The following is a 13,618-nucleotide window of genomic DNA, read 5'->3' as shown; positions in this document are numbered from 1 at the left end:
GCCACTGACGAATAGTGCCGGCCGGCGTCGCGGATTATCGGCAATCTTCGTCACACCGGCGTATTGACTAATCCAGTCGATGCAGAAAAACACCCGGCCAATTACCCGGGCAAACGCGCGATTTCGCGCTGCGGCGCCATTTCGCTCGCATTATCGGGCGACAACGCCGGGGTCCGAAACATATTTCCAGCAGAAATCATGCTGCACCGCAGCATTTTAATTGAAACACTATTACCCGACATTATTTTCGCCGCGAAAACCGGGAAAAACCCGAAAGCCAGGCGCGCCAAGGCTTTCGCCTCAAACCCCGGGCCGCGCCGGGTAATCGCGGTCTCATCGCAGATGTGATCTCGGTAATCGCGCTTGCCCGCCGCGGCGGCCGATCCCTAGCGTCGATTCCGTCGCCCGGCCCTCCGTGCGGCATCCGCATCAATCCTTCCCCAACCGCCGGCGGCGCCGATAACCAGGCCCGTCGCGGACGTCGGACGCGGACGCGAAACCTCAACCCACTCATCGGCACCAACGCCGTCATTCGATTTCTCACTTCGGGGTATCCGCAATGAACCGCAACGTATCGACGCTGACCTTCGCCGTTTCCCTCGCCTTGCTCGCCGGCACCGCCGGCGCCGCCCAACGCGTGGACCTGCACGCCACCGACGTGGCCAAGCTCAACCAGCAGTACAAGGCCGCGGTCGCCAAGTCCGGCACCGCCGCCAAGGCCAACGTGCGCCATGCCGAACTGATCTCGCTGGACGCCGACTCGGCGCTGACCCAGCTCAAGAGCAGCCAGGACGCCGACGGCTCGCGCAACCACCGCTATCAACAAAGCTTCCGCGGCGTTCCGGTGTTCGGCGAACACGTGGTCGTGCGCGAGGACGCGCAAGGCAACGTCAGCGCCCTGTTCGGCCGCTCGGTCGCCGGACTGGCCGCGGACCTGCCCAAGCTCGACGCCAAGCTGAGCGCCGCGCAGGCGCTGAGCCTGGCCAAGGACGCCGCGCTCGGCAAGCGCGCGGCGACCGCGCGGGTCAGCAACGAGAACAGCCGCAAGGTGATCTACCTCGACGACAGCGATCGCGCCCATCTGGCCTATGCGGTCGACTACTTCGCCGACGCCCCCGGCGGCGGCGAACCCAGCCGCCCGTTCGTGATCCTCGATGCGGTCACCGGCAAGGTGCTCAAGCAGTGGGAAGGCCTGAACCATGCCGAGATCGGCACCGGCCCCGGCGGCAACCAGAAGATCGGCCAATACGAATACGGCAGCGGCGGCCGCCCCTTCCTGGATGTAACTCGCAGCGGCAACACCTACACCTTCAACACCGCCAACGTGAAGACGGTCAACCTCAACCACGGCACCAGCGGCTCGACCGCGTACTCCTATACCGGCCCGCGCAATACGGTGAAGACCATCAACGGCGCGTACTCGCCGCTCAACGACGCGCATTACTTCGGCAAGGTGGTGTTCGACACCTATCAGTCCTACCTCGGCCTGTCGCCGCTGACCTTCCAGCTGAGTCTGCGCGTGCACTACAGCCGCAACTACGAGAACGCGTTCTGGGACGGCCGCACCCTGACCTTCGGCGACGGCGCCAGCACCTTCTATCCGCTGGTTTCGCTCGACGTGGTCGCGCACGAGGCCTCGCACGGCTATACCGAACAGCAGTCGGGCCTGATCTACTCCGGCCAGTCCGGCGGCATCAACGAGTCCTACTCCGACATCGCCGGCGAAGCGGCCGAGTTCTATTCGCGCGGCAGCAACGACTTCCTGGTCGGCGCCGACATCTTCAAGGCCTCCGGCCGCGCCCTGCGCTACTTCGACGACCCGACCCGCGACGGCCGCTCGATCGGCCATGCCCGCGATTACCGCAACGGGCTGGACGTTCACTACTCCTCGGGCGTGTTCAACAAGGCCTTCTTCTTGCTGGCCAAGAAGCCGAACTGGGGCACGGTCAAAGCCTTCAAGGCCTTCGCCAAGGCCAACAAGGACTACTGGACCCCGAGCACCAACTTCAACCAGGGCGGCTCGGGCGTGCGCCAGGCCGCGGTGGATCTGGGCTACTCCAGCGCGGACGTGGTCGATGCCTTCAACCAGGTCGGCGTGACCGCGCAGTAAGCCTCGGCCCGGCGGCGTCCGCCGCCGACAAACCGCAGCGGGCCGGCGCGGACAAGCCGCGCCGGTCCCGTCACCCTACCCACCCCGGCGATCGCCGGGGTTTTCTTTTATGCGGTCCGTCGCGTTTTGGATAATTCGCGAAATTCATGCGAAAACATAATGAATCCGCAACTGCGATGGCACGGGCAAAAGCGGGCGTGCGGCGGTCACAGCGGCCTCTGGCAATTATCGACCGGATTAAAAAACGAGACGTCCGTCGTTTGCACCTGGCCCGGCCCGATCTGAACCGTCGCTGCGAGTTCCCGCAAAAAGCGCTGTAGCGCACATTGCGCCTGTGTATTAAACGCAATATGTGACGATTTACCCTACCTCCGCTCCGCAGCGCGGTGCTGCGCCGCAGCAATAATCCTGAAACATTATTACGCGCACGGCCGAAGCCCCGCTCACACCGAAAAATCGCTGAACCCGCGCCGCAGAACGCTTTCAGCAGAAATCATTTTGTCGGCCCCAGCGCCGAGGTCGCATTCGCACTGTGACCTCCGTAACCCCGTTTGACGTCATTTTTGGCGCACCCCTAGCGTCCGTCCGCCGCGTTACGCGTCGACGCGGTATCCGCCACGAAGTCCGACCACGCGCATCGCCGCAGGCACGGAACGCCTGCGACGCAGTCCGCGGACTACGGGGGAGCGGATGCACGAGCACTGAGAGCCGGCCGCGAACGCGGCCACCATCCACACTCGTTTGGGGGTAATACCAGTGAATCGCAATGTATCGCCGACCGCCCTGTCCTTCGCCTTGTCGCTCGCTCTGATCTCCGGCGCCGCCGGCGCCGCTCAGCGCGTGGACCTGCACAGCCAGGACGTCGCCAAGCTCAACCAGCAGTACCAGGCCGCCGTCGCCAAGTCCGGCGCTGCCGCCAAGGCCAATGTGCGTCACGCCGAACTGATCTCGCTCGACGCCGACTCGGCGCTGACCCAGATCAAGAGCAGCCAGGACGCCAACGGCACCCGCAACTACCGTTATCAGCAGACCTTCCGCGGCGTGCCGGTGTTCGGCGAGCACGTGGTGGTCAGCGAAGACGCCAAGGGCAACGTGCAGACGCTGTTCGGCCGCTCGGTCGCCGGCCTGGCCGCCGAACTGCCGACCAGCGCGCCCAAGCTGAGCGCCGCACAGGCGCTGGATCTGGCCAAGAGCGCGGTGCTGGGCAAGCGCGCCGGCGCGCTGCAGGTGCGCAACGAAAGCAGCCAGAAGATGATCTACATCGACGACAACGGCCGCGCGCACATGGCCTACGTCGTCAACTACTTCGCCGATGCGGCCAAGGGCGGCGAGCCGACCCGTCCGTTCGTGATCCTGGAAGCCAACACCGGCAAGGTGCTCAAGCAGTGGGAAGGCTTGAACCACGCCCTGGTCGGCACCGGCCCCGGCGGCAACACCAAGACCGGCCAGTACGAGTACGGCACCAACTTCGGCTACAACGACGTCACGCAGAGCGGCAGCACCTGCACGATGACCAACACCAACGTGAAGACCGTGAACCTCAATCACGGTACCAGCGGCACCACCGCCTTCTCGTACACCTGCCCGCGCAACACGGTCAAGGCCATCAACGGCGCGTTCTCGCCGCTCAACGACGCGCACTACTTCGGCCATGTCGTCTTCGACATGTACAACAGCTACGTCGGCACCCCGCCGCTGACCTTCCAGCTGAGCATGCGCGTGCACTACAGCAACAGCTACGAGAACGCGTTCTGGGACGGCTCGGCGATGACCTTCGGCGACGGCGCCACGCGCTTCTATCCGCTGGTGAGCCTGGACGTGTCGGCGCACGAAGTCTCGCACGGCTTCACCGAGCAGCAGTCGGGCCTGGTGTACTCCGGCCAGTCCGGCGGCATCAACGAAGCCTTCTCGGACATGGCCGGCGAGGCCGCCGAGTACTTCATGAACAACACCAACGACTTCCTGGTCGGCGCGCAGATCTTCAAGGCCAGCGGCGCGTTGCGTTACATGGACGACCCGACCCGCGACGGCCGTTCGATCGGCCATGCCAGCAACTACACCTCCGGCATGGACGTGCACTACTCCTCCGGCGTGTACAACCGCGCGTTCTACACCCTGGCCAAGCGGGCCGGTTGGGATACGGTCAAGGCGTTCAAGGTCTTCGCCAAGGCGAACAAGGACTATTGGACCCCGAGCACCGACTTCAACAACGGCGCGTGCGGCGTGGAAAAGGCCGCGACCGACCTGAGCTTGGCCAAGGCCGACGTGACCGCCGCCTTCGCGGTGGTCGGCGTCACCTGCCCGACCGGCCCCGGTCCGGGCCCGGGCACCAAGTACACCAACGACACCGACTACGCGATCAACGACAACGCCACCGTCGACAGCCCGATCACCGTGTCCGGCCGTACCGGCAATGCGCCGACCAACGCGCAGGTGTCGGTCAACATCATCCACACCTACCGCGGCGACCTGAAGGTCGACCTGGTGGCGCCGGATGGCTCGCTGTACAACATCAGCAACCGCGCCGGCGGCAGCGCCGACAACCTCAGCGGCACCTTCACCTTCAACCTCTCCAGCGAACCGCTCAACGGCACCTGGAAGTTGCGCGTGAACGATAACGCCAATGCCGACACCGGCCGCATCGACACCTGGAGCATCACGTTCTGATCCTGGCGGGCGATTGCGCATGATCGCCCCGCGGACCCCGGCTTCGGCCGGGGTCTTTTTTTGCCTGGATCTTGCTCGCGCGCGTCGTCGGCCGTTGGGCGCGGCGGCGATGGCGCGAGCGTTAATCGATATGAATCCATGCCGCGTTCGAACACGCGGATTCTGACTGGCTCATGGCAACAACGGCGCGGACTTCGATTGCATCGATGTCGTCCATCGCGATGAATCGCAAATGCGCAGCGCGTCGCAATCGACATCGATCGCGTGCGATCGTCTGCGCGCATCGATGCCGCGCATTCATGCGATCAATGTCGCGATCTGGAATCGGCTTCGCACTTGAACTCGATTACGCATCGATACGCAGCTTCATCGCCGCCGCGCATGGCGATATTTCTTATCCCGTGGCGTAACCGAACAGCCAGCGCACTCGCGCCGCCATCGCATCGCCACCTCGCCATCGCCTTCCGACCGCCTGCCGATCCTGATCGGCCGCGATGCCGTGGCTTCGCCTGAAAAACCTGAAAACAAGCAGGAAACCACTAAAACAACGGAGTGCTCCCCCATGAAATCGCGCAAATGGATGTATCTGGCCAGTCTGCTGACGTTCGTCGGTCTTGTCGGTTCCGCACACGCGGCCGATAAAAATTCCGTATCGCCCGGCACCGGCGTAAGCCCCATGATCATCGGCGGCGACAACGTCGCCAACGGCAAATATCCGTTCATGGTCACCGTTCAACTCAAGGGCTTCGGCGGCGACAACGCTTACGACCGTCACTGGTGCGGCGCCTCGCTGATCTCGCCGTGGCTGGTGCTGACCGCGGCGCATTGCGCGGAAGGCTTCGAGAGCGAGAACCTGTCGGTGATCGCCGGCCGCACCGTGCTGACCAACGACAAACAAGGCGTCGCCGCCGACGTCGACGGCATCTACGTGCATCCCAAGTATCTGGCCGGCGACCAAGGCTACGATGTCGCGGTGCTGGTGCTGAAATCGCCGATCACCAAGATCAAGCCGATCGAACTGGTGACCGCCGGCACCGATGCGCTGGAACGTCCCGGCACTTTGCTGACCAACATCGGCTGGGGCAACACCATCCAGCAAAATCCGTTCCCGCCGGGCGGCAGCGGCGTGAGTTCGCCCAACCGTCTGCAAGGCGTGGATCTGCCGGTGGTGTCTTACGCCGAATGCGCGTTCGCCTATCGCAACAGCCGCATCACCGTGACCGAAGGCGTCGACATCTGCGCCGGACGCACCGGCAAGGACGCCTGCCAAGGCGATTCGGGCGGCCCGTTGTTCGTCGCCCTGCCCGACGGCAAGCGCTTCATCCAGGTCGGCGTGGTCAGCCGCGGCGAAGGCTGCGGCTCCACCGGTTATCCGGGCATCTTCACCCGCCTGGCCAATCAGGACATCTCGGCGTTCATCGCCAATCCGTTCAGCGGCGTCAAACTCGCGCGCAAGGCGCGTTGATCGCATCGCGCACGCCGGTCCATAAGGGCCGGCGTGCGCGACACCGGCCGTTGCGCCGCCGCAACCGCCCGTCCAGCCCCCCACACCGTCATTCCGGCGAAAGCCGGAACCCATTTTGACTTTGCTCTAGCTCACCCGATCCAGCAGCTTGCGATCCAGGCTTGCCACGCCGCGAGTCACAAGCGACGCCAATCGAAACGGCGCGAATCGCAAGAGCAACCCGAGCTCAAAGCGTCACGATCGGCTTGAACCCGCCATAGATCATCCGCATGCCATCGAACGGCATGCTCTTGGCATCCATATTGGTCAAGCGCGGATCGCTCATCACCTTCTTGTTGATCCGGTCGCGCGCGGCCCGCGATTTGTAGACGATCCACGCGAACACCACCACCTCGCCCGGCTTGCGCTTGACCGCCTGCGGGAACGAGGTGACCTTACCCGGCTGGACGTCGTCCTCGACCGCTTCGATGTAGGCCACCGCGCCGTGCTCCATCCAGACCTTGCCGGCCTTGCGCGCCAGCTTGCGATAAGCGGCGATATTCTTCTCGGGCACCGCGAGTACGAAACCATCGACGTAGCTCATGCGTCCTCCTGGGGACCAGCCCCGTGGCGAATAGGCGACAGCGCCGCGAAACCGCGCTGCCGCGTGCGGGATTCGATACCTGCCCGACTATCCTCCGCCGTTTCTGCGTACCCCAGTGTGATTTGTCACTTCGGCGCGGGCGTGCCGGGGGCGCCAGCGCAAAGAAAACGCCGCACGTGGGCGGCGTTTTCGTGTTCGCTCAAGCGCGTTGCCGGGTGAATCGGGTAGCTGCTTGCGCTTGGAATCGCCGGTAAAGCGGCGGTGCGCGCATCGGTGGAGCGGAAATCAAAATGGCTTCCGGCTTTCGCCGGAATGACGGTATTGGAGGGGAGAAATGACGATTGGTGGACGACGCGGGCTTGTCGGCCGCGCTTATTCCACCGCGATCGCTTCGATCTGAATACGCAGATTCACTTCCATGTTGAACCCCCAATCCTTGCCCGCGCTCATGCCGAAATCGTCGCGCTTGAAGCTGCCGCTGGCGTCGGCGCCGCAGACTTCGCGCTTGTACATCGGGTGCGGCATGCACTTGAACTTGCCGATGGTCAGCTCCACTGGCTTGGTCACGCCGAGCAGGGTCAGTTCGCCTTCGACCTTGCCGGGCACGCCGTCCTTGAAGCCGGCCAGCTTGCCCTTGTAGGTCGCGGTCGGGAATTTGGCGGTGTTGAACAGGTCCGCGCCGAGGGCGTGTTCGTTCATCGCATCGAAGCCGTAGTCGATGCTGGTGGTGTCGACGACGACCTCGACGGTGCCGGTGCCGGCCTTCTTGTCCAGCGTCACCGTGCCTTCGGATTTGTTGAACTTGCCGCGCCAGTTCGACAGGCCCATGTGATCGGCTTCGAAGCTGGGAAAGGTGTGGCTCGGATCGATCTTGTAGGTGATCGGCGCGGCGGTGGCGGCTCCGGCGAACGCGACCAGCGAAGCCAGGGCGCAAAGGGCGAATTTGTTCATGGGGCAGGTCCATGGCGGGAAGTCGCGGGCACGCTACCACCGCCGGCTTGCGTCCCGCAATCGCGTAAATGCGCAAAATCGTAGCGTTCTGCAATGCGTCGCACTGACGGTGCGATGCAGCATTTCCGCTGAATAGCGACGGCGGCGGACTCGGATCGCGATCGCCGCCGCGACTCGCGGCGCCGACACTGCCGGAGCAAAAAAAACGCCGCCCGAAGGCGGCGTTCGATCCGATGCCGGCGGCCGAATCAGGCGTCCGGCTGCGGCGTCTGCGGCGCTTGGGTGGACGCGTCCGCGGCCGGCGCCGCGGGCAGCTCGCCTTCCGCGCCCTCCGCGCCTTCTTCGGCATCGTCCAGCGACGCGTCGACGCGCTCGATGGTCTGCAAGGTCTCGTTGTCGGCCAGGCGCATCAAGGTCACACCCTGGGTGTTGCGGCCGACTTGCGAGATTTCCGCCGCGCGGGTGCGCACCAGGGTGCCGCCGTCGGAGATCATCAGCACTTCGTGGTGATCGCTGAGCTGGATCGCACCGACCAACGCGCCGTTGCGCTCGGTGGTCTTCAGCGCGATCACGCCCTGGGTGCCGCGGCCCTTGCACGGGTATTCGTCGACCGGCGTGCGCTTGCCGAAACCGCGCTCGCTGGCGGTGAGGATGTCGCCGTCGCCGTCGATCACGATCATGCTCACCACCAGCTCGCCGCTGGCGAGCTTGATGCCGCGCACGCCGCGGCTGTTGCGGCCGGTGGAACGCACGCCGCCCTTGCCGCGACGGGACTTGTCGGCGCCTTCGCCCTCGCCCGCCGCTTCCACGCCGTCCTCGGCGCCTTCGGCGTCGGCCGAGTCGTCGCCGGCATCGGCTTCATCCTCGCGACCGCCTTCGGAGAAGCGCACCGCCTTGCCGTTGCTGGCGAACAACATGACGTCGCGTTGACCGTCGGTCAGCGCCACATCGACCAGGGCGTCGCCGTCGTCGAGGCTGATGGCGATCTTGCCGCGCGCCAGACGGAACTTGAACTCGGTCAGCGGCGTCTTCTTGACCATGCCGTTGCGGGTGGCGAAGAACACGAAGTGATTTTCGTCGTACTCGCGCACCGGCAACACGGCCTGGACCTTTTCGTCGGCTTCCAGCGCCAGCCAGTTGATGATCGGACGGCCGCGCGCGTTCGGGCCGGCTTCCGGCAACTGATGCACCGGCAGCCAGAACACCCGGCCGGTGCTGGTGAAGGTCAGCAGCGTGTCGTGGGTGTTGACCAGCCACAGCTTGTCGATGAAATCCTCATCCTTGGTCGCCGCCGCGTTGCGGCCCTTGCCGCCGCGCTTCTGCGCGCGGTAGGCGCTGACCGGCTGACGCTTGGCGTAACCCGAATGCGACAGGGTCACCACCACGTCTTCCGGCGCGATCAGGTCGAGGATGTCGAGGTCTTCTTCGCTGGCGCGGATTTCGCTGCGGCGCGCGTCGCCGAATTCTTCCTTGAGGTTGCGCAGCTCGGTGCGGATCACTTCCAGCAGCACGTCGGGATTTTCCAGAATCTCGATCAGGCCGCGGATGGTGTCCAGCAGCAGCTTGTATTCCTCGGTGAGCTTTTCCTGCTCCAAGCCGGTCAGGCGGTGCAGGCGCATTTCCAGGATCTGGGTGGCCTGGGTATCGGTGAGCTGGTAACGGCCGTCGTGCAGGCCGAACTCGGCGCCGAGCTCTTCCGGACGCGAGGCCTCGGCCCCGGCCGCGCCGAGCAGCGCGCCGACCAGACCCGGTTCCCAGGTCTTGGCCAGCATCTTCTCGCGCGCCTCGTTCGGATTGGCCGAGGTCTTGATCAGCTCGATCATCTCATCGATGTTGGCCAGCGCGACCGTCAAGCCTTCCAGGATGTGCGCGCGCTGACGCGCCTTGCGCAGCTCGAAGATGGTGCGGCGGGTCACCACTTCGCGGCGGTGACGGATGAAGGCCTCGATGATCTGCTTGAGGTTGAGCAACTGCGGGCGGCCGTCGACCAGCGCCACCATGTTGATGCCGAACACCGACTCCATCTGCGTCTGCTGATAGAGGTTGTTGAGCACCACTTCGGCCGATTCGCCGCGCTTGACCTCGATGAAGATGCGCATGCCGTCCTTGTCGGACTCATCGCGCAGCTCGCTGATGCCTTCCAGGCGTTTTTCCTTGACCAGCTCGGCGATCTTCTCGATCAGACGCGCCTTGTTGACCTGGTACGGGATCTCGGTGACGACCACGGCCTCGCGGCCGGTGTCCTGATTGACTTCGATCTCGGCGCGCGCGCGCATGCGCACGCGGCCGCGGCCGGTGCGGTAGGCGGCGATGATGCCGGCGGTGCCGTTGATGATGCCGGCGGTCGGGAAGTCCGGGCCGGGGATGTATTCCATCAACCCGTCCACGCTCAACTCCGGATCGTTGATCAGGGCGATGGTCGCCTCGATCACTTCCGACAGGTTGTGCGGCGGAATGTTGGTGGCCATGCCCACCGCGATGCCGGCCGAGCCGTTGACCAGAAGGTTCGGCACCCGGGTCGGCATGACCGTGGGTTCGAGTTCCTTTTCGTCGTAGTTGGGCTGGAAATCGACGGTTTCCTTGTCGATGTCGGCCATCAGCTCATGGGTGAGCTTGGCCATGCGCGACTCGGTGTAACGCATCGCCGCGGCCGGATCGCCGTCGACCGAACCGAAGTTGCCTTGGCCGTCGACCAGCAGGTAGCGCAGCGAGAACGGTTGCGCCATGCGCACCAGCGTGTCGTAGACCGACTGATCGCCGTGCGGGTGGTACTTACCGATCACGTCGCCGACGATACGCGCCGACTTGAAGTGCGGCTTGTTGCTGTGAGCGCCCAGTTCGCTCATCGCGTACAGCACGCGGCGATGCACAGGCTTAAGGCCGTCTCGAACGTCGGGGAGCGCACGGCCGACGATCACGCTCATGGCGTAATCGAGGTAGCTGCGGCGCATCTCGTCTTCGAGATTGACCTGGATGATTTCCTTGGCGAGTTCGGCCATCAGGGTTCCGTTGCAGGCAGTGATTCGGACGACCCGGACGAACGGCGGCGCTCCGTTGGGAACACCGAGGACGGAGCCGAAACTTGAGTCCCGGCGGGCCGGTCCTGCAGCTCGCTCGGGGCGGCATCAATGAGACATGAAATCATAGCACAAAACCCGGTTTCACGCGGGCCTGATTCCTACGCAGAAACAAGCACTTGGCGGGGATTTTCAGCTGCATTGCAGCATGGCGTGCGGAGGCGGCGGCGGTGGGGCTGGGGGCGCGGTTTACGGGCGTGGATACGGGGCGGTTTTTGAGCGGCGATCCGGGCGGATTTTGCGGTTGGTTTTGGCGGGGTTTGGGGCTGCGACAGCGCCCTGATCTTTAGCGCCATCCACCGGCCGTCATTCCCGCGAACGCGGGAATCCAGTGACTTTGGTGGCAGCCCAAGTACGGAAGACCGACACGGGACTTCAAACGTTCTCGCATGAAAGTCGCTGGATTCCCGCGTTCGCGGGAATGACGGACTGGTGGGATGGCGCTGAAGGCTCTGGATTCCCGCCTTCGCGGGAATGACGGTAGGTGGGTTGCGCGACGCCTCTTCAAGCCGTCATCCCCGCAAAGGCGGGGATCCAGGGCTTCATCGCGACATAAAACTCGAAGTCGTCGAAGCGCCGGCAAAACCGCACGCGTCGCAATCGCCCCTACCCCGCGCCCCTCAGCCGCCGAACGCCGCCTTCATCGCCGCAGCGTCCGGCCGCTCGATCACCCCACGCTCGGTGACGATGGCATCGATCAACTCGTGCGGGGTGACGTCGAACACCGGGTTCCAGGCGCCGACCCGTTCGGCCGCGGTGCGCGTGCCGCCGACGGCGAACAGTTCGCCCGGATCGCGTTCCTCGATCTCGATCAGATCGCCCGAGGCAGTGTCCATATCGACCGTCGACGACGGCGCGGCGACCATGAACTTGACCCCGTTGTGACGCGCGGCGATGGCCAGTTGATAGGTGCCGATCTTGTTGGCGGTGTCGCCGTTGGCGCAAATCCGGTCGGCGCCGACGATCACCCAGCCGACCTTGCCGGTCTTCATCAGGTGCGCGGCCGCCGAGTCGGCGATCAGGGTCGGCGCGATGCCGTCCTGTTCGAGCTCCCACACGGTCAGACGCGCGCCCTGCAGCCACGGCCGGGTCTCGCCCGCGAACACCTGGGCGACGCGGCCCTGGGCCACGCCAGCGCGGATCACGCCCAATGCGGTGCCGAAGCCGGCGGTGGCCAGCGAGCCGGTGTTGCAGTGGGTCAGCACGCCGGTGCCCGGCTCGATCAGGGCCGCGCCGAGCGCGCCCATGCGCCGGTTCGCGGCCAGGTCTTCATCGGCGATCGCCTGGGCTTCGCGCTCAAGAATGTCGCGCCAGTCCGATCCGGCCGCCGCCAGCACCCGCCGCATCCGCGCCAGGGCCCAGGCCAGATTGACCGCGGTCGGGCGCGCGGCGTTGAGCCGCTGCATCGCCGGTTCAATCGCGACCAGCGCGCTGGCGCCGTCGCCCGCTTCGACCCCGCGCGCGGCCAACACCACGCCCCAGGCCGCGGCGATGCCGATCGCCGGCGCGCCGCGCACGGTCAGCGCGTGGATCGCCGCGGCGACCGCGTCGCTGTCGGCGCAGGTGACGTATTCCACCGCGAACGGCAGCTTGCGTTGATCCAGCAGTTCCAGGGCCTGGCCGGTCCAGCGGATCGGACGGATGCGGTCGTAGCGGTCGAAATCGATGGTGTCGTTCATGCCCGCAAGTTTAACGGATGCGGATGTCGGTTCTGTAATCGCACGGCGGGCGGCGCTTCTGACGCGGACAAGGCCGCCGCCGATGCGCCCGTCTGGATCCCACAGCGGTAAAACACCAACCCCGAATACGACAACGCCCCGGCGGAAACCGGGGCGCTGCGAAGAATCAGGCAGGCCGACTCAGTTGACCTGGAACTGGCCGCGGCAACCGTTGCTGACCCACACGCCGTTGCGGTCCCAGCCCCAGCTCTGGCCTTCGATGCACGGCGAGTTGGAGTTCTGCCGGATCAGGCGAACATCGCGGCGCACGGTCACGTTGCAGCGGTTCTGGCGATTCTTGTTGGAATCGCAATTGATCACCTGATTGCCGCCGCCCCAACCGCCGCCGCCGCCGTTCCAGCCGCCACCGCCGCCGTTCCAACCGCCGCCGCGACCGCCGACCACGAACTCGGCGCGGCAACCGTTGCTGACCCAGATCTCGCCCGGACGCGTGCCCCAGCTGCGGCCTTCCACGCACGAGGAATCGGAAATCTGCCGTTGCAGGCGCGCGCGGTTGCCGTTCATGGGGCAAGCGCGGTAGCGATTGTTTTCCGAATCGCAGCGCACCACTTCGCCGTTGCCGCCACCGCCATTCCAGCCGCCACCGCCGCCGTTCCAGCCGCCGCCACGGCCGAGTTCGAACTCGGCGCGACAACCTTCGGCCACCCAGATGCCGCGACGGTCGTAGCCCCAGCTGCGGCCTTGGATGCACTGGGCCTTGGACAACTGCCGGTTCAAACGCACGCCGCCGCGGGTGTCGGCATCGCAGTAACGCTGACGCCCGCCATCGGATTCGCAACGGATCGAATTGCCGCCGTAACCGTAATCCTCGCCGTACTGCGGCGCGGCCTCGACCGCGCCCGCGGACAGCCCCAGACCGACGGCCAAACCCAGGCCGGAAACCATGCGTGCGGACATTTCGTGCTCCTTGTCGTTGTCGATTTGGCGAGGACTCTAGCGGAGCCCGCTTAACGCCAGCTCAAGATTCCGGCAGTTCGAGCGCGGAGTCCGAAACGGCGCCGAAATGTTCATCCGGCACTAATACTG

The 13,618-nt window shown here is 65.2% G+C and carries 8 protein-coding genes and 1 pseudogene; 4 read left to right on the top strand and 5 right to left on the bottom strand.

Annotated elements, in window-relative coordinates; translation table 11 throughout:
- Window positions 1–63 precede the first annotated feature (63 nt).
- From V7787_RS08875 to V7787_RS08860, 4 genes are all read left to right on the top strand, one after another.
- Window positions 64–348 (top strand): hypothetical protein, encoded by a 285-nt coding sequence (locus V7787_RS08875; RefSeq protein WP_336087351.1) that lies wholly within the window; start codon window positions 64–66, stop codon window positions 346–348.
- 211 nt (window positions 349–559) lie between these two features.
- On the top strand, window positions 560–2,110 hold the full coding sequence (locus tag V7787_RS08870; RefSeq protein ID WP_336087349.1) for a M4 family metallopeptidase: 1,551 nt from the start codon (window positions 560–562) through the stop codon (window positions 2,108–2,110).
- A 756-nt stretch (window positions 2,111–2,866) separates the two neighbouring features.
- Window positions 2,867–4,777 carry a M4 family metallopeptidase gene (locus V7787_RS08865; protein ID WP_336087347.1) on the top strand — a complete coding sequence of 637 codons (1,911 nt, stop codon included), beginning with the start codon at window positions 2,867–2,869 and terminating at the stop codon, window positions 4,775–4,777.
- Window positions 4,778–5,339: 562 nt separating this feature from the next.
- Window positions 5,340–6,242, top strand: a complete 903-nt coding sequence (locus V7787_RS08860; RefSeq protein WP_336087345.1) for a S1 family peptidase — start codon at window positions 5,340–5,342, stop codon at window positions 6,240–6,242.
- Window positions 6,243–6,468: 226 nt separating this feature from the next.
- Here V7787_RS08860 and V7787_RS08855 read toward each other — a convergent pair whose 3' ends face one another.
- From V7787_RS08855 to V7787_RS08835, 5 genes and pseudogenes are all read right to left on the bottom strand, one after another.
- Complete coding sequence (locus V7787_RS08855) at window positions 6,469–6,825, bottom strand: DUF1428 domain-containing protein (protein ID WP_336087342.1); 357 nt, start codon at window positions 6,823–6,825, stop codon at window positions 6,469–6,471.
- A gap of 372 nt (window positions 6,826–7,197) precedes the next feature.
- On the bottom strand, window positions 7,198–7,776 hold the full coding sequence (locus V7787_RS08850; protein ID WP_336087340.1) for a YceI family protein: 579 nt from the start codon (window positions 7,774–7,776) through the stop codon (window positions 7,198–7,200).
- A 377-nt stretch (window positions 7,777–8,153) separates the two neighbouring features.
- Window positions 8,154–10,775: pseudogene (gene gyrA, locus V7787_RS08845) on the bottom strand (DNA gyrase subunit A); the annotation flags it as partial.
- A gap of 698 nt (window positions 10,776–11,473) precedes the next feature.
- On the bottom strand, window positions 11,474–12,532 hold the full coding sequence (gene mtnA, locus V7787_RS08840; RefSeq protein WP_336087336.1) for an S-methyl-5-thioribose-1-phosphate isomerase: 1,059 nt from the start codon (window positions 12,530–12,532) through the stop codon (window positions 11,474–11,476).
- Between the two features lie 180 nt (window positions 12,533–12,712).
- Window positions 12,713–13,489 (bottom strand): DUF3011 domain-containing protein, encoded by a 777-nt coding sequence (locus V7787_RS08835; protein ID WP_336087332.1) that lies wholly within the window; start codon window positions 13,487–13,489, stop codon window positions 12,713–12,715.
- Window positions 13,490–13,618 lie beyond the last annotated feature (129 nt).

The organism is Pseudomonas sp. CGJS7 (assembly GCF_036961695.1).
Note: the sequence above shows the minus strand (reverse complement) of the source record. Positions and strands in the feature narration are given on the sequence as shown.